Origin of the sequence: Azoarcus sp. KH32C (assembly GCF_000349945.1) — a bacterium.
In the GTDB taxonomy this organism is placed as follows: domain Bacteria; phylum Pseudomonadota; class Gammaproteobacteria; order Burkholderiales; family Rhodocyclaceae; genus Aromatoleum.
Genome location: NC_020516.1, coordinates 5,063,639 through 5,081,166 on the forward strand (window position 1 = coordinate 5,063,639; position 17,528 = coordinate 5,081,166).

The 17,528-nt window shown below is 65.5% G+C and carries 16 protein-coding genes; all 16 read right to left on the bottom strand.

Annotated features, from left to right (window positions below):
* Positions 1-155: 155 nt before the first annotated feature.
* The 16 genes from urtD to rpmH all read right to left on the bottom strand — a co-directional run bounded on the left by urtD (position 156) and on the right by rpmH (position 17,239).
* The gene (gene urtD, locus AZKH_RS22780) at positions 156-1,010 is read right to left on the bottom strand and encodes an urea ABC transporter ATP-binding protein UrtD (RefSeq protein WP_015438169.1); all 855 of its coding nucleotides are present in this window, start codon (positions 1,008-1,010) and stop codon (positions 156-158) included.
* Positions 1,007-2,233, bottom strand: coding sequence for an urea ABC transporter permease subunit UrtC (gene urtC, locus AZKH_RS22785; protein WP_015438170.1), 1,227 nt, complete (start codon positions 2,231-2,233; stop codon positions 1,007-1,009). Before urtC ends, urtD begins: the two co-directional genes overlap by 4 nt.
* A 7-nt stretch (positions 2,234-2,240) precedes the next feature.
* Positions 2,241-3,854 (bottom strand): urea ABC transporter permease subunit UrtB, encoded by a 1,614-nt coding sequence (gene urtB, locus AZKH_RS22790; protein WP_015438171.1) that lies wholly within the window; start codon positions 3,852-3,854, stop codon positions 2,241-2,243.
* A gap of 195 nt (positions 3,855-4,049) precedes the next feature.
* Entirely contained in the window at positions 4,050-5,303 is a 1,254-nt protein-coding gene (gene urtA, locus AZKH_RS22795; RefSeq protein ID WP_015438172.1) for an urea ABC transporter substrate-binding protein, read from the bottom strand.
* Between the two features lie 236 nt (positions 5,304-5,539).
* Complete coding sequence (locus AZKH_RS22800) at positions 5,540-6,784, bottom strand: sigma-54 dependent transcriptional regulator (protein WP_015438173.1); 1,245 nt, start codon at positions 6,782-6,784, stop codon at positions 5,540-5,542.
* Between the two features lie 9 nt (positions 6,785-6,793).
* Positions 6,794-8,908, bottom strand: coding sequence for an ATP-binding protein (locus tag AZKH_RS22805; protein WP_015438174.1), 2,115 nt, complete (start codon positions 8,906-8,908; stop codon positions 6,794-6,796).
* Complete coding sequence (locus tag AZKH_RS22810; RefSeq protein WP_041656505.1) at positions 8,905-9,504, bottom strand: DUF4390 domain-containing protein; 600 nt, start codon at positions 9,502-9,504, stop codon at positions 8,905-8,907. Before AZKH_RS22810 ends, AZKH_RS22805 begins: the two co-directional genes overlap by 4 nt.
* The gene (gene rsmB, locus AZKH_RS22815) at positions 9,464-10,744 is read right to left on the bottom strand and encodes a 16S rRNA (cytosine(967)-C(5))-methyltransferase RsmB (protein ID WP_015438176.1); all 1,281 of its coding nucleotides are present in this window, start codon (positions 10,742-10,744) and stop codon (positions 9,464-9,466) included. Before rsmB ends, AZKH_RS22810 begins: the two co-directional genes overlap by 41 nt.
* Before the next feature lie 84 nt (positions 10,745-10,828).
* Positions 10,829-11,692, bottom strand: a complete 864-nt coding sequence (speE, locus tag AZKH_RS22820) for a polyamine aminopropyltransferase (protein WP_015438177.1) — start codon at positions 11,690-11,692, stop codon at positions 10,829-10,831.
* 112 nt (positions 11,693-11,804) lie between these two features.
* The gene (locus AZKH_RS22825; protein ID WP_015438178.1) at positions 11,805-12,578 is read right to left on the bottom strand and encodes a TSUP family transporter; all 774 of its coding nucleotides are present in this window, start codon (positions 12,576-12,578) and stop codon (positions 11,805-11,807) included.
* Between the two features lie 75 nt (positions 12,579-12,653).
* Entirely contained in the window at positions 12,654-13,328 is a 675-nt protein-coding gene (locus AZKH_RS22830; protein ID WP_015438179.1) for a bacteriohemerythrin, read from the bottom strand.
* A gap of 205 nt (positions 13,329-13,533) precedes the next feature.
* A complete protein-coding gene (mnmE, locus tag AZKH_RS22835) occupies positions 13,534-14,889 on the bottom strand; it encodes a tRNA uridine-5-carboxymethylaminomethyl(34) synthesis GTPase MnmE (protein ID WP_015438180.1) in 1,356 nt (451 codons plus the stop codon).
* The gene (gene yidC, locus AZKH_RS22840; RefSeq protein WP_015438181.1) at positions 14,861-16,510 is read right to left on the bottom strand and encodes a membrane protein insertase YidC; all 1,650 of its coding nucleotides are present in this window, start codon (positions 16,508-16,510) and stop codon (positions 14,861-14,863) included. The genes mnmE and yidC overlap by 29 nt, the downstream gene beginning before the upstream one ends.
* A 24-nt stretch (positions 16,511-16,534) precedes the next feature.
* Positions 16,535-16,744, bottom strand: coding sequence for a membrane protein insertion efficiency factor YidD (yidD, locus tag AZKH_RS22845; protein ID WP_015438182.1), 210 nt, complete (start codon positions 16,742-16,744; stop codon positions 16,535-16,537).
* On the bottom strand, positions 16,741-17,103 hold the full coding sequence (rnpA, locus tag AZKH_RS22850; RefSeq protein ID WP_083903135.1) for a ribonuclease P protein component: 363 nt from the start codon (positions 17,101-17,103) through the stop codon (positions 16,741-16,743). Before rnpA ends, yidD begins: the two co-directional genes overlap by 4 nt.
* Before the next feature lies 1 nt (position 17,104).
* On the bottom strand, positions 17,105-17,239 hold the full coding sequence (gene rpmH / locus AZKH_RS22855; protein WP_002926183.1) for a 50S ribosomal protein L34: 135 nt from the start codon (positions 17,237-17,239) through the stop codon (positions 17,105-17,107).
* Between the last annotated feature and the right edge of the window lie 289 nt (positions 17,240-17,528).

The window sequence follows — 17,528 nt, forward strand, 5'->3', positions numbered from 1 at the left end:
TAACTGCCGGCCACAGGGGGAATTCCCTCCGCGGGCTGCGGAACTCGCCTCGTGCCGCTCCCGCGGCACTGGCTCAGACAGTCCTCGCCCGCTCCGGGAACACCCCCTATGTCCGGCTTGGCGGTGTTGGTTGTCGACGGCTGCATTCTTTGTTTTTACCTTCCCAGATACACCTCGATCACCCGCGGATCATCCTGCACTTCGGCCAGCTCCCCTTCCGCCAGCACCGATCCCTCGCACAATACCGTCACCTTGCCGCCCAGCGCCTCCACGAAGGCCATGTCGTGCTCCACGACCACCAGCGAATGCTTGCCGGCTAGACTCACGAACAACTCCGCCGTCCGCTCCGTCTCGTCGTCGGTCATGCCCGCGACCGGCTCGTCCAGCAACAACAGCTTCGGCTCCTGCATCAGCAACATGCCGATCTCCAGCCACTGCTTCTGGCCGTGCGACAACAATCCGGCCTGCCGATCGGCCTCCTTGTCCAGGCGGATCTGGCACAACACCTCGGCGATGCGGTCGCGCTCGTCGTCGATCAGGGACGCGAACAGCGTCCGGCGCACACGCTTGTCCGCCTTCATCGCCAGTTCCAGGTTCTCGAAGGCCGTGTGCTGCTCGAAGATCGTCGGCTTCTGGAACTTGCGGCCGATGCCGGCATGGGCGATCTGCGGCTCGGTCAGGCGCGTGAGGTCGATCGTCTGGCCGAAGAAGACCTCGCCCGAGTCCGGGCGCGTCTTACCGGTGATCACGTCCATCATCGTCGTCTTGCCGGCGCCGTTCGGGCCGATGATGCAGCGCAGCTCACCCGCGTCGATCGCGAGGCTCAAGTTGTTCAGCGCACGGAACCCGTCGAAGCTCACCGTGATGTCCTCCAAGTAGAGGATCACCTTGTGCGACAGGTCCAGCTCGTCGGACGACGCGACACGCCCACTTGGAGCGCTCCCGCTCCAGTTGCCGCGCTGGTCGTCGCTTTCCATTTCGACGCGATCGAGGTCGGTGACGGTGCTCATGCGCCCGCTCCTTTCGCCGCGGAGATACTGTCGGATTCGATCTGCGGCACGGGGGATTTCGTGTCCTTGCGCATTTCCACGGCCGGCTTCGTATCCGCGGGGGCAGGTGCGACGGGCGGAGCGTCCTTCTTTGCACGCAGCTTGCGCCACAATCCGACAACGCCGTCCGGCAGGTACAGGGTCACCGCGATGAACAGGAAGCCGAGGAAGAAGGGCCAGTATTCCGGGAAGGACACCGTGAACCAGCTCTTCGCGAGGTTCACGATGCCCGCGCCGAGCACTGCGCCGACGAGCGTGCCGCGTCCGCCGACGGCGACCCAGACCGCGATCTCGATCGAGTTCGCGGGGCTCATCTCGGACGGGTTGATGATGCCCACCTGGGGCACGTAGAGCGCCCCGGCGAGCCCGCACAGCACGGCCGACAGCGTCCACATGAAGAGTTTGTAGTGCAGCGGGTTGTAGCCGATGAACATCACGCGGCTCTCGGCATCGCGGATCGCGGCGAGCACGCGGCCGAAGCGTGAGGTGACAAGGTAGCGCCCGAGCAGGATGCTCGCGACGAGGAGCGCCGCGGACAGTGCGAAGAGCGTCGCGCGCATCCCGGGCGAAGTGATGCTGTAGCCCAGGATGCGCTTGAAGTCGGTGAAGCCGTTGTTGCCGCCGAAGCCCGTCTCGTTGCGGAAGAAGAGCAGCATCGCGGCGTAGGTCAGGGCCTGCGTGATGATCGAGAAGTACACGCCCTTGATGCGCGAGCGGAAGGCGAACCAGCCGAAGACGAAGGCGACCAGCGCTGGCGCGGCGACCGCGAGGAGGAGCGCGCGCAGGAAGGAGTCGGAGCCGGCCCAGTACCAGGGGAGTTCCTTCCAGTCGAGGAAGACCATGAAGTCCGGCAGGTCGGCGCCGTAGCTGCCGTCGTGACCGATCTGGCGCATCAGGTACATTCCGAAGGCATAACCTCCGAGCGCGAAGAAGAGGCCGTGGCCCAGACTCAGGATGCCGGCGTAGCCCCAGATGAGGTCCATCGCGACGGCGACGACCATGTAGCAGAGGATCTTGCCGAGGAGGCTCACCGTGTAGGCGGACAGGTACAGGGGGTGGGATTCGGGCAGCAGGGCGTGGGCGACCGGTACGCCGATCCAAGTGATCGCGGCGAAGACGGCGAGCGCGATCCAGCCGGCTCGCGGAGTGCTCTGCAGCAGTCTTAGCGTCAAGGGGGTGCGCATTTGCGCCTCAGCTGTCCGCGAAGCGGCCCTTCAGGGCAAAAATCCCCTGCGGGCGCTTCTGGATGAAGACGATGATGAATACCAGCACCAGGATCTTCGCGATCACCGCGCCGGCCCAGCCTTCCAGGAATTTCCCGACGATGCCCAATCCCAGCGCCGCCCACACGGCGCCTGCGAGCTGGCCGACGCCGCCGAGCACGACGACCATGAAGGCGTCGACGATGTAGCCCGTGCCCATCGCGGGGCCGACGTTGGCGATCTGCGACAGCGCGAGTCCGCCGAGCCCGGCGACGCCGGAGCCGATTGCGAAGGCGAGCGTATCGACGCGCGCGGTGGGCACACCGACGCAACCGGCCATCGCGCGGTTTTGCGTCACCGCGCGCACGAACATGCCGAGGCGCGTCTTCTGCATCATCAGCCAGATCAGGATCAGCACGAACACCGCGAAGCCGACGATCACGATGCGGTTCCACGGCAGCACGACGCCCGCGGCGAGTTCGATGCCGCCGGACATCCACGTCGGGTTCGACAGTTCGACGTTTTGCGGGCCGAAGATCACGCGCGCGGCCTGGATCAGCACCAGCGACAGGCCCCAGGTCGCGAGCAGGCTTTCCAATGGGCGGCCGTAGAGATGGCGGAGCACGAGGCGCTCCATGACGACGCCGACGGAGGCCGCCGCGAGGAAGGCGACGGGGATTGCTGCGGCGACGTACCAATCGACGTAGCCCGGCAGATGGCTGCGGAAGAAGCCCTGCACGACGAAGGTCGCGTAGGCGCCGACCATCAGCAGCTCGCCGTGCGCCATGTTGATCACGCCCATCACGCCGTAGGTGATCGCGAGGCCGAGCGCCGCAAGGAGCAGGATGGAGCCCAGCGACAGGCCCGAGAACAGCGTGCCGATGCCCTCGGCGACGGCGATGCGGCGGTCGATCGCGTGGATCGCCATGTCGGCCGCGGCGCGTACTTCCGAGCTCGGTTCGACCCACTCACCGTCGCGCTTTTCCAGCAGGCCGGCGAGCAGGTTCTTCACTGCCGGGTCGGACGATTCGCCGAGCGCCTCGGCGGCCTTCAGGCGTTTCGCCGCGTCGCTGGACGCGAGATTCACGCGCGCGGCGGCACGCCCGACGATGCCGCGGATCTCGTCGTCGGATTCATTCGCGAGCGAGCGTTCGAAGACCGGCAGCAGCGATTCGTCGGCGTTGTCCGCGAGCGTGCGGGCCGCGGCGAGCCGGTCGCCGCGCTCGCCCGACGTGAGCGTCGCCGCGGCGCGGGCGGTCGCCAGCGCCCGGCGCACGCGGTTGTTCACGGTGATCAGATCGACGGATGCGGGCGCGGTATCGAGCTTCTCGCCGTTCGCGGCGGCGGTGACGGCCTCGCCTTGCACGACCACGACCCGCCCGCCGGCGATGCCGAGCGCACCGCCTTCGAGTGCATCGAGCACGCGCCGTGCATCGTCCCCCCCGGCCACGCCGAGCGCCTCGATGGTGTCGATCCGGTGCTGGAAATCCCCGGCAAGGCCCGCCAGCGCGGTCTCGTCCAATGCGGCCCAAGCCGGCCCGGCAAGCATCGCCAGCAGCATCGCGACACCACAGATCAGTCGTCCGGATAACCGTCGCACCATGGCCCGTCCGCCGCGTGGCGCCCCGCGCTAGCCGGGCGCCTGAATTCGAAAAAAGCGGGGCCGACCGAAGCCGGCCCCAAGATGACACGAGGAGTGATGGCTCGCAGTGCTGCAAGCGGATCGGTCGATCCGCCCCGGGTCATGCCAGCCGCTGACCCGGAATGTCTCCTCCATCCCCTCGTCCTTTTTTGTCTCTCAAAGCTTCTGCTTGCCCTCGTTGCCCGCGATGAACGGACTCCACGGTTGGGCACGAATCGGTTCCTTGGTCTTCCACACTACGTCGAACTGTCCGTCGGCGCGCACTTCGCCGATGTACACCGGCTTGTGCAGGTGGTGGTTGGTCTTGTCCATCGTCAGCGTGAAGCCCGACGGTGCCTTGAAGGTCTGCCCGCCGAGCGCGGCGATGACCTTGTCGGTATCGGTCGACTTGGCCTTCTCGACGGCCTGCTTCCACATGTAGATGCCGACATAGGTCGCCTCCATCGGATCGTTGGTCACGACCGAGTCCGCGTTGGGCACGCCGTTCTTCTTCGCCCAGTCCTTGTACTTCTTCGCGAAGGCGTCGTTCTCGGGGTTCTTCACCGACATGAAGTAGTTCCACGCCGCGAGGTGGCCGACCAGCGGCTTCGTATCGACGCCGCGCAGCTCTTCCTCGCCGACCGAGAAGGCCACCACCGGCACGTCGGTCGCCTTCAGGCCCGCGTTGCCGAGTTCCTTGTAGAAGGGCACGTTCGAGTCGCCGTTGATCGTCGAGATCACCGCGGTCTTCTTGCCCTCGGCGGCGAACTTCTTGATCTTCGCGATGATCGTCTGGTAGTCCGAATGACCGAAGGGGGTGTAATCCTCCATGATGTCGGCATCGCTCACGCCCTTGCTCTTCAGGAAGGCGCGCAGGATCTTGTTCGTCGTGCGCGGATAGACGTAGTCGGTGCCGAGCAGCACGAAGCGCTTCGCCCCGCCGCCTTCGGGGCTCATCAGGTATTCGACGGCCGGGATCGCCTGCTGGTTGGGCGCCGCGCCGGTGTAGAAGACGTTCTTCTCGAGCTCCTCGCCCTCGTATTGCACCGGGTAGAACAGGAGGCCGTTCAGTTCCTTGAACACCGGATTCACCGACTTGCGCGACACCGAGGTCCAGCAGCCGAACACCGCCGCGACCTTGTCCTGGCTGATCAGCTGCCGCGCCTTCTCGGCGAAGAGCGGCCAGTTCGATGCGGGGTCGACGACCACCGGCTCGAGCTTCTTGCCCATCACGCCGCCCTTGGCGTTGATCTCCTCGATGGTCATCAGCGCAACGTTCTTCAGCGCCGTCTCGGAGATCGCCATCGTGCCCGACAGCGAATGCAGGATGCCGACCTTGATCGTGTCCGCGGCGTGGGCGCCGAAAGGCATGCCGATCGCGGCGATTGAAGCGGAAAGTGCGAGTGCTTGAACGAAACTGCGACGGTTCATCGACTGGCCCCCTTGTCGGAAATTGGTGCAACGCAAAGGCGTTGGCCATGTTCTATCGCAAGGGCTGTGCCAGACTATTAAATCTTTTTATTTTCAATGATTAAGGCTTCGCGAAGGGGAAGCCTGAAACACTTCCGACATAGCTTCCGCCCCGTCGTGAAGCATCGGCGGCCCAGCATGCACCATGCATGTGCATCGGTGCCGCCGGGAGCGAAAACTGCTACAAGACGGCTAGCTCAAGCCTCCTCGGAACGACGTCCGGCCTGCAGACCCAGTTGCTTGAGCTTGCGGTACAGATGGGTGCGCTCCAGGCCGCTCTTCTCGGCCAGTCGCGTCATGTTGCTGCCTTCGAGGCGCAGGTGGTGCTCGAAATAGAGGCGTTCGAAGGCCTCGCGCGCCTCGCGTAGCGGCTGGTCGAGCGACACCGCGACTGCCCCTTCGCTGGGCGGGATCAGCAGCTTGCGCACGTCGGTCGCATCGATCTCCTCTTCGAGCGTGCCGAGCGCGAGCGACTTCACTGCCGCGCGCAGCTCGGCATAGCCTCCGGGCCACGGATGCGCGCGCAAGGCATTGAGCGCCGCGCTCGCGAAACGGCGTCGCGGCACCTCGCCCGCCTCGACCAGATGCAGCAGGAGCTGCGAGGCGATCTCGGGCAGGTCGTCGCGCACGTCCGAAATCGACGGCGGCGCCAGGCTCACCTCGAACAGACGCAGCAGCAGCCCCTCGTCCCAGCCTTCGCGGACCAGTGCTTCCAGCGTGTGATCGGTCGCGACGACGAGCCGCAGGTCATAGCGCTCCAGGCGCTCCAGCGCGAAGGCAAGATTCTTCTGTTGCGTGCGCGACAGCCGCGACAGCTCCGGCGCGAAGAGCACACCGGCCTGGCAGGTCTGCAGCTGGTTCACGTCCAGCGGCACGGACACCGTGGACAGATCGAGCCACGAGGTCCCCTTCGCCTGGAAGCTGCGTGCCGCGAGTTCCGCGAGACTGCCCGCCCCGACACGCAGCAGCAGCACGCGCGAAGTCGCGACCATCTGTTGCACCAGGCGCTGCAGCTCGCGTAGCGGCGCCGAGCGCGAAAACGCGGCGAGGGTCAGGGGTGCCGGCACCCCCTGCACCGCGGGGCGCTGCAGGCCGCGTTTGACGGCCGCGAGGAGCTTCTGCAGCCCGATCGGCTTTTCGAGGTAGTCGATCGCACCGATGCGCGTCGCTTCGACGGCGGTATCGATCGTGCCGTGTCCGGACATCATCACCACCGGCATATTGAGCTGGCCGTTCGCCGACCACTCCTTCAGCAAGGTGATGCCGTCGGTGTCCGGCATCCAGATGTCGAGCAGCACCAGATCGGGCCGGCGCGCGTTGCGCATTGCCCGGGCGGCTGCCGCGTTTTCCGCGAGCAGCACGTCGTGCCCTTCGTCCCTCAGGATCTCCGACAGGAGTTCCCGGATACCGACTTCGTCGTCAACGATGAGTATGTTTGCCATGTGTCGCTTTCACTGGTCGGCGCCCGCCAGCCGCAGGCGAATGCGGACTTCGGCGCCGCCGGATTCACTGTTCAGCAGGCGAACCTCGCCGCCGTGTTCATCGACGATCTTCTTGACCATCGCCAGACCCAGGCCCGTACCGCGACTCTTGGTCGTGAAATAGGGTTCGAAGGCCCGTGCCTGGATCTCGGCCGGGAAGCCCGGTCCGTTGTCGCGCAGCACGAGCATCGCCCGATCCCCTTCGAGGCGGGTCACCAGCGTGACCTCGCCGTCCTCCCGCCCGGTGAGCGCATCCTCGGCATTCTGCAGCAGGTTGTGGATCACCTGCCGCAGCTGGCTCGCGTCGCCGGCCACGAGCGGCAGGCTGCGCGCGAGCTCGGCCCGGATCATCACCGGCGAGCTTTCATACAGGTTCAGCACTTCGGTGATCAGCGCATTCAGATCGAGGCGGCCGATCACCGGACTCGGCAGTTTGGCGTAATCGCGGAAATCATTCACCAGATTCTTCATCGACTCGACCTGGTTCACGATCGTGCGCGTCGCCCGCTCGAGGATCTCCTGCCCTTCCGGGTCCAGCCGATCGGCGAGCTTGTACGCCAGCCGCTCGGCCGACAGCTGGATCGGCGTCAGCGGATTCTTGATCTCGTGCGCGAGCCGGCGAGCGACTTCAGCCCAGGCCGCGGCGCGTTGCGCGGTGATCAGGTTGGACAGGTCATCGAACACCACCACCAGACCGCCGCCCGAGGCCTGCGGCAAACGCGCGCCGTGGATCAGCAGGGTCTGCGGCGGACGGTCCTCGAGCTTCAGCTCGAATTGCTCGTGCCAGTCGCCCTCGTTCTCGGCGAAGCCCTTCACCAGAGCGTCGCGGAAGGCATGATGACGCGGCCACGCTGCCAGCGCGATGTCCTCGAAACCTTCGAGCTCGTCGTGCAGGATCTGCATCGCGCCGGCGTTCGCGGCACGCAGCTTGCCGTCGGCGGCGAACGCGAGCACGCCCGTCGACAGGTTCGCCAGCACGCTTTCCAGGTAGGCCCGGGCCGCCTCCACGGCGCCGCGGTTGCGCTCCGCGAGATCGCGCGCCTCGACGAGCTGACGCGTCATGCGGTTGAAGGATTGCGTCAGCACGCCGAGCTCGTCGCGCGCGGGCAGGGCCTGGCGCGGGCTGAAGTCGCCCTGCGCGACCGCCTGCGTCCCTTCGGCGAGGATCAGCAAGGGCGCGGCGAGCCGGCGCGACAGCACGAAGGCGACGGCGACCGCCGCGAGCAGCGCAAGGAGCAGCGTGAGCGTGAGTGTCAGCGTGTAGATGCGCGTGAGGCCGGCGCGTCCGAGCGTGAGCTGCTGGTACTCGCGGTAGGCCTCCTGCACCGCCTCGGCATTGCGCGTGAAGCTTTCCGGCACGCGCTGCGTGAGCTGCAGGTAGCGCGTTTCGGTGCTCAGCAGCCGAGACGGGATCGGCACGACCACACGGATCATCATCCCCTCCCCCGGATGGGTATCGACGGAGTGGTAGCGCTGGGTTTGGCGCGCTTCGCGCAGCTGCGCCGGGCCCGGAACCTCGGGCATGAAGCTGTCGAGCGCATCAGACGCCGTCACAAGAACCTGGCCGTTAGGCCCGATCACGGTAGCCGAACCCACCCCGACCTGCTCGCGCTTGCGGTTCAGCAGCGTCGGGGGCACCGGGTCGACCATCTCCAGGTCCAGCGCCATGTCGCGCGCCTTGTCGCTGACCTGGCCGACGAGATATTCGAGCGCGTTCTGGCCCAAGGCGATACCGCCTTCGAGCGCCGAATCGACGCGCACATCGAACCACGAGTCGATGCTGCGCACGACGAATTGCAGCGAAACGCCATAGATCAACACGCCCGGCACCAAGGCTATCAGTGCGAACATCAGCAAGAGGCGGTACTTCAGCCGCGAGCCGAACTGGCGCGCCCGATACTCGCGCCACAGACCGGAGAGCTGGTACGCGACGAGGCCGAGCAGGGCGACGACGATCGCGCCGTTGAAGGCGAGCAGATAAGGGTAGCTAGCGGCGAAGAGATCCGTGTTGGCGCTCGCCGACGCCAGCAGGAACAGCGAAATCGCCGCGATCGCCGCGACGACGAGCAGCAGCGCACGCTTCATCGCGGCGCCCCCGCAAGGAAGGTCCAGCGTGTCCAGTCGGTGCTCAGATTCCAGTCACGGCTGCCGATCGCGGTCACCTGGAAGGGCTTCGGCAGCAGGCTGGTATCGAGCTGGAAGCGCAGCGCAACGTTGTAAGAGGTGCCAGCCTGTAGCGCCGTGATGGGCGCAATCTGCCAGTTACGGATGCGCAGCATCGTGCGGACGGCCTCGTCCAGGGTCTCGAAGCTCTGGTGCAGACTGCCGACCGAGAGTCGATAGCTGCGCGTGATCGCGTTGTACGACACGCGGAAATTGAGCGTGCGGTCGGCGACGATCTCGTTCAGCCAGTACCAGCGTTCGCGTTCGACGATAAATTGCGCCGAGAAATACAGGGACACACCGCGCGACACGGCATCAACGAGTCGCGGGTTGAGCTCCACATCGATGTCGGCGTTGACGACATAACCCTCCTCGCCCGAAACGATTTCCGCGTAGCCGATGCGGCCCTCCGCGGCGATCGCGGCGAGTGGCAGCCACAGACAGAGCAAGGCCGCAGTGGCGACGGTGCGCAGGCGATCAAGCAGTTTTTTCGACAAGCGCGTAGTAGAAGCCGTCATGATCGGCGTCGGGGAGGAATTGGCGGTCGGGCTGCCCGTCGATATCGATCCGGCGGGCATCGTTGTGGCGGGCGCAGAAGGCGGCGATCTGGCGTGCGTTTTCGTCGTCGAAGACGGAGCAGGTGACGTAGAGCATCCGGCCGCCGGGCGCGAGCGTCGGCCACAGCGCGTCGAGGATCTCGGCCTGCTGCGCGGCGAAACGGCGAATATCCTCCGGGCGGCGCAGCCACTTGATGTCAGGATGGCGCCGCGCCACACCGGAAGCCGAACATGGCACGTCCGCGAGAATGCGGTCGAACGGCCGCCCGCCCCACCAGGCCGCAACGTTGCGGCAATCGGCGGTGCGCACCGTCGCCGCGAGGCCGAGGCGCGCGAGGTTGTCGCGGATGCGCTGTGTGCGGACCGGGTCGAGCTCCAGCGCCACTAGATCGACAGGCGCCATCTCCAGGATATGCGCGGACTTGCCGCCCGGCGCTGCGCAGGCGTCGAGCACGCGCTGTCCGGTTTCGAGTCCGAGCCAGCGTGCCGCCCACTGTGCGCCCGCATCCTGCACCGACAACCTGCCCTCGGCGAAGCCCGGCAAAGCCGTCACCGCAACGGGCGTGTCCAGCACCAGCGCGCCGTTATCCAGCTCGCGCACCGACAGTCCCGCTGCGCGAAGCGCCGCGACCGTGCCCGGGATGTCGGCACGCTGGCGATTGACGCGCAGCGCCATCGGCGGATGCATGTTGCCCCCCGCCAAGGCGGCTTCCCAGTGATCCGGAAAGGAGTGCTGCAGACGCTTGATCCACCACGCGGGATGCCGGTAACGCGCGGCGAGATCGCTCTCGACCGTCGCCGCAAGTGCGTCGCGATTGCGCAGGCAATTGCGCAGCACGCCATTGATCACCCCCTTCAAGGCAGGGATCAGCGACGCTGCAGCATCGACCGCCTGATCGACGACGGTATGGGCCTGCTGCGGATGGCTCTCCAGCCGGTTCAAGGCCACGAGCAACAGCGCGTGCAGTTCGGTCGGCAAGGGCTTGTGCAGCAGGCCTCGCAGCACCGCGTCGCCACGCCCGTACGCGCGCAGACAACTCCACACCAGATCACGCACCGCCCCGCGAGTCGCGTCCGGCCAGCGCGGATTGGCGTTCAAGGCCCCCTCCCAGGCGTCGGTCAGGTTGGCGCCTTCGAGCACGGCGGCGACCAGCTCCGCTGCATGGGCGAGGCTGTAGGCCAGGCTATCGATCGGAAGCACTAGCGGCTTTGCCGGGTAGGAAGAAGGTCTTGGGGCCAAGAAAACGATCCGTTCAGAGTGGGTGGACCGAGCCCCTTGCAGGACTCAGCGGAACATGTCGCGCAGGAAATTCGGTAATGCGAACTGCGCGCGATGCACCTCGCCATTGTAATACTGCAGAGCCCCGATGCCGCGTGCTGCAAGACCTTGATCCACATCTTCCGCATTCAGCGTAGTCGGATCGAGCGTGTCGGAGGCCACCCCAAGACCCCAGAGCGATCCATAGAGCGGGATGTACAGGAAATAGGGCGATACGTGCCGATAGATCGTTCTCAGGCGCGCCACGAGATCACGTACGCGGTCGCGCTGGAAGATCGGCGAACCGAGATGCAGCGTCAGCGCGCCGCCCTCGTTCAGCAGCGCCTTGCAGGCAGCGAAGAAGCTCTCCGTATAGAGCGCCTCCGCCGGGCCGACCGGGTCGGTTAGATCCAGCACGATCAGGTCGAAGCGCTCCGTCGGATTCACCGCCCGCTCCGCCACGTAGCGCAGGCCATCGCCGATCCGAAGTTCGAGCCGCGGATCGTCGAGCGCGCCGCGGTGCACCGCCTGCAGGTGCGCCCTCGCGATCTCTACGACCTTGGCTTCGAGTTCGACGATCACGGCGCGCTCGACATCCGGATATTTCAGGATCTCCTCCGCCGAGCCGCCGTCTCCGCCGCCGATGATTAACGCGCTGCGCAGCCCCGCATGCGCCGAGCCGGCAACGTGGATCAGGTTCTCGTGGTAGAAAAACTCGTCGCGTTCGGAAGTCATGAAGCTTCCGTCCAGGCAGAAGAGCTTGCCGAGTTGCGGCGTATCCCAAACCTCGTAACGCTGATGGGCAGTCTCCCCCGCTTCGAGAAGGCGCCCGCCGCGCAGGCCGAACCGGACGTCGTCGTTCAGGGCTTCGTAAAGGAAAGGATCCTTCATCTCGACGCTCCTCGGTTTCGCTGTGGATGTGACAATCGGCACGGCCGGCGGTTTTCGGCGTTGGCGGAGGCCGAGCGGACAACGCGATGTTCCACGTGAAACATGTCTCGCGTTAGTGCGCCATGAGATCCCAGCCCATCTTCGCAATCAACACGCAAACGACGAACAAAAACATCTTGCGCACGAAGCCCACGCCATGACGCAGCGCGAGGCGGGAACCCGTGATCGCGCCCGACAGATTGCAGGTCGCCATGACCGCTGCGGCAGACCATAGGATCGGCACGTTCAGCGCAAAGAATGCAATTGCCGCGATATTTGTCGCGACGTTCAGGATCTTCGCCGTCACGGAGGCGCGCAGGAAGTCCATTCCCAGCACCCGCACGAAGAGGAAGATCAGGAAGCTGCCGGTGCCGGGACCGAAGAAGCCGTCGTAAAAACCGATGCCCAAGCCGATCGCCGTCGCAATGATTCGCGCACGGCGCCCGTCCGGGTGTTCCTGAGCCGAGACGCCGAAATCCTTGCGCGCAAAAGTGTAGGCGGCGACCAAGATCAAGAGCACGAGGATGACCGGCTTCAGCAGCGTCGGCGGAAGATAGGCGACGGCGCGTGCACCGCACCAGCTTCCGACCAGTGCCGCGATCGCCCCCGGTAAGGCAACGTGCCACGGCACGGCGACACGGCGCGCGTATTGCATCGCAGCGCTGCTCGTCCCGACCACGCTCGCCAACTTATTGGTGCCGAACAGGGTAGCGGGCAGCGTCTGGGGGAACGCTGCGAACAGGGCCGGGATCTGGATTAGGCCCCCTCCTCCAACCACCGCATCGACCAACCCCGCGAAGAAAGACGCAATTCCAAGGAGGAGCAAGACGGAGTCGAATTCGGGCATCTCGGTTCTGTTTCACGTGGAACAACGGTCGCGGGATCGCAATGATACCCGCGATGTGATCCTCCTTCGGCTCCGCTACGAGCCCGCGCACGAGCACCGGTTAAACGGATGCGAGCGTCTGTCCCCCTGGGGCGTACCGGGGAATCCTTCGCAACCGACGATATGTTCCAGCAGGACCTCGTACGCGATGAAGCGAACCAGCTTCACCATCGTCAGCGCGCCGTCGTGATAACGCTCGCGCCACCGTTTCGCCTCCGACAACATCCCTTCGTACGCCTCGACCTCGTCATCCGATAGCGGATGTCCGGCGCGTTCCAAGAGCTTGTGCTCCGCTTCGCAATGCGCCTCGAACGCCCACAACAACTCGTATAGACCCAACTCAATATCGTCGCGCGGCCTATCGCTCTGGATGTCATCAATCACCTGGTTGCACCGAGCAAACAACTCTCGGTGCTGATCGTCCACTATTGGATGACCCACCTCGAATGTCGCTCGCCAGACCAGTTGAGAGAGCCCTTCCTCGGGCCGACCGCGACTACTGCCCCCCCCAGTCTCCCGCGCCGCCTCCGCCGCCATCGCTCGCCTAAAACGCCATCGCATCCGCCACACGACGACTCCAGCCGACACCAGCAGGGCCCCGCTCAGCTGCGCGATCACATTCCTCAGCAACAGCACGGTCAGTACCCCGCCGACCAGATAGAGATGCGGAAGGGACTCGTACAACCAAGCCGGCTTGTATCCCGAAAACATCACCCTTTCCCTAATGCCTCAAGTCGTGTGAGGGCCGCGATGAGCCATTCCCACTACCGTCCTGGGGACTCCCAATTAATGCAAACCGGCTATCAATTTGTCATCATTTGAAGCGAGATGCAAGCCGGGAGGCAGGCGCGAGTGCGACGTAATTCACACCCATCATTGGGGAAACTGGCTGACGGGCGCCCTTGCGACGCCCGCCTCACTTGCCGATGCAGAAGCGCGAAAAAATGACGCCCAGCAGATCGTCGGAGCTGAATTCGCCAGTGATCTCGCCGAGGCATTCCTGCGCCTGACGGAGTTCTTCAGCGAAGAGCTCGAGCGCACCGCTCTGCTCGCCGGCAATCTCGACGTGTTCGAGCGCGCGCCGCAACGCGACGAGGTGACGTTCGCGCGCGAGCACGACGTCTTCCCCATGCGCATGCCAACCGGCCACGCGCAGCAGCTCGCTGCGCAGCAGGTCGATCCCCTGCCCGGCCTTCGCGGACAGGTGGAGCGCAATCCCGCCCCCGCCGTCGCGGCGTTCCGGCGCCTGTCCGCTGAGGTCGATCTTGTTGAAGACGGTGATACGCTCGACGCCCGTCGGCAGCGCCGCGTCGATCGTCGCGTCCTCGGCCTCCAGCCCGCTGCGCGCGTCGACCAGGCGCAGGATCACGTCGGCGCGTTCGATCTCGCGCCAGGTCCGCTCGACCCCGATCTTCTCGACCGGATCGGCGGTCTCGCGCAGGCCGGCGGTATCGATGATGTGGATCGGGATCCCCTCGATTGCGATCGTCTCGCGCAGGGCGTCGCGCGTCGTCCCCGCGATCTCGGTGACGATCGCCCGCTCCTCGCCGGCGAGACAGTTCAGCAGGCTGGACTTGCCGACGTTCGGCTGACCCACCAGCACGACGTTCATGCCCGTGCGCAGCAGGGCGCCCTGGCGCGCGCGGTCGAGCACGTCAAGGAGCCGCCCGCGGATGCCCGCGAGCCGCTCCAGCGCCCGCCCCTTCTGGAGGAATTCGACTTCCTCCTCGGGGAAATCGAGCGTCGCCTCGACCAGCATGCGCAGGTCGATCAGCGCATCGGTGATGCGATGGGTTTCATCCGAGAACGCCCCCGACAGGGACCGCACCGCCGAGCGCGCCGCGGCGGCCGTCGAGGCCTCGATCAGGTCCGCGACGGCTTCCGCCTGCGCGAGGTCCATCTTGCCGTTGAGGAAGGCGCGGCGCGAAAACTCGCCCGGCTCCGCGAGGCGCGCGCCGAGCTCGACGCAGCGCGCGAGCAGCATCTGCATCACGACCGGGCCGCCGTGGCCCTGCAATTCGAGCACGTCCTCGCCGGTGAAGGAGCGCGGCGCAGGGAAGAACAGCAGAATCCCCTCGTCGATCGTCGCGCCTTTGCTGTCGGCAAAACGCACGAACCCCGCATTGCGGGGTTCGGGATTCTTTCCGGTCAGCGCCTGCGCCATCGGCAGCAGGCCCGGACCGGAAATGCGGATCACGCCGACACCGCCGCGACCGGGAGCGGTCGCGACGGCGGCGATCACGTCAGGCAGGCTTGGCGCCGGTCTTTCCACCTTCGATCATCCTCGTAATCTTCCACTGCTGGGCAATCGACAGCACGTTGTTGACGACCCAGTACAGCACCAGCCCGGACGGGAACCACAGGAACATCACGCTGAACACCAGCGGCATGATCAGCATCACCTTGGCCTGGATCGGATCCGGCGGCGTCGGGTTGAGCTTGGTCTGCACGAACATCGAGATGCCCATCAGCACCGGCAGGATGTAATACGGATCCTGCGCGGACAGATCCTGGATCCAGCCGAGCCACGGCGCGTGGCGCATCTCCACGCTGCCCAGCAGCACCCAGTACAGCGAGATGAACACCGGGATCTGCACCAGGATCGGCAGGCAGCCGCCCAGCGGGTTGATCTTCTCCCGCTTGTACATCTCCATCATTTCCTGCTGCAGCTTGACCTTGTCGTCACCGTAGAGCTCCTTCAGGCGCTGCATGCGCGGGCCGAGCACGCGCATCTTGGCCATCGATTTGTAGCTCGCGGCCGACAGCGGGAAGAACAGCGCCTTGATCGCGACCGTCACGAGGATGATCGACCAGCCCCAGTTGCCGACGACGCTGTGCACCCACGACAGCACCCAGAACAGCGGTGCCGCGATCACCGTCAGCCAGCCGTAGTCGACGACGAGGTCGAGGCCCTTCGTGATCGACGACAGGTTCTTCTGCTCCTGCGGCCCGGCATACAGCTCGGCCGAGACCTTGCCCGACTGGCCCGGCGCGATCGTCTCGATCGGCAGGATCACGCCCGACGAGTACAGGTCATTGCCGACCTTGCGCGCGAAGAACTCGCGCTCGACATTGCCCTGCGGCAGCCAGGCGCCGACGAAGTAGTGCTGCACCAGCGCCATCCAGCCGTCGCTCGCCTTCTTCGCGAACTTCGCCTTGCCGTTTTCGATCTCGTCGAACTTCACCTTCTGGTACTTCTCGGCTTCCGTATAGAAGGCCGGGCCGGTGAAGGCATTCACGCCGAAGCGCTGTGCGGGCTCGGACGGCTTGCCGTCACGCGTGAACTGGTAGTACGCATGCGGCGCGATGTTCGCGGAGCCGGCGTTGTTGATTTCCCACGCGACGTCGACGACGTAGCTGCCGCGGTGGAAGGTCAGCAGCTTCGCAACCTTGACGCCGTTCTGCTCGGGCGCCTCGAGGCGCACGGTGAGCGTGTCCTGGCCATCCTTGAGCACCTGCTCGCCGGCAGGCAGCGCGAAGGTCGTGCGGTGCGTCGGCAGGCCGTCGCCGATCAGGCCGGACTGCGCGGTATAGATATGCTCGGCTCCGTCGTCGAACAGCACGAAGTTATGCGTCACATCGTCGCGCGACTTGTGCTTGGTGAGTTCGAGATGAACGATGCTGCCGCCCTCGGCCGACACTTCGGCGACGAGCATGTCGGTGCGCACGGTCACGCGCGGCGCGTCCGACACCACGCTGCGGGCATCGGCCGTCGGCGGCACCGCCGCGGCGCTCGAGCTCGGCGTCGGCACGGCGCCGTCGGCGGAGCTGGTGGCCTGGGGCACGTTGGCCGTCGGTGCGGGCACGGGCTGGTGTTGCTTCTGCCAGCCTTCCCACAGCATCAGGATCGAGAAGGAGAGGACGAGGAAGAGTATGAGACGACGCTGATCCATCGGATTCTTGTACGCTCTGTAGGTTCAGGGAACGGGATCATACCCGCCGGGATGGAATGGGTGGCAACGACCCACCCGCTTGACCGCGAGCCAGCCGCCCCGCAGCGCGCCATGACGCTCGACGGCCTCGACGGCATACACGGAGCAGCTCGGGTAAAAACGGCAATTGCGCCCCAGCATCGGGCTGACGACGTAGCGATAGACGCGCAGCAGGCCGAGGAGCAGGATTTTCATGATCGCTGCACGCGCCCGAACAGCTGTGCGACATCTTCGTTGATCGCCGCACGCGTCGCGCCGCGCACCGGGGCGTGCAGTCGCACGATCAGGTCCTGGGGCGGAAGCGAAGCGCGGATCTTGCGGAAGTGTTCGCGCACGATGCGTTTCAGGAGATTGCGCACGTTGGCGTGCTTGGCGAGCTTCTTCGCCACCACCACGCCGAGGCGGGCCGTTGCGAGCTCGTTGGGGCGGTAGTGGATCATGAAGAACCGCCCCTTGAGAGCCCGCCGAAAAGCAAAAACGGATGAAAACTCATCCGTTTTGCATAATCTGTAGGCGCTGAGGAATCGCTCGTCAACGCCCGACGGGCTGCTCACCTCAGACGGCGAGACGGTGACGGCCCTTCGCGCGACGGGCGCGGATCACGGCGCGACCGCCACGGGTCTTCATGCGAACCAGGAAACCGTGGGTGCGCTTGCGACGGACGACGGAAGGCTGATAGGTGCGTTTCATTTCGGTCTGCCAGAGTTTGGGTCAAACCGGAGATTTAATTGGATAATATCCTGTTTGTCAAGCACAATTTTTGAATGAACCTGTGGATAACTTCGCCCCCTGCGAGTAGAATCCACAGGTTCCGCTTTCTGCCGCACCCCAGCCGCAAATCCGCCATGTGCCGCCGTGCACCGGCGTTTGCGCTGTGCGACCGGCCGAAGCATTCCGAACCTTATACCAAGCTGCCGTATCCAGCCCGCCGCCATGGTGTTGCATGGAGCCGGGCGCGTATCGACAAACCGTGCCACAA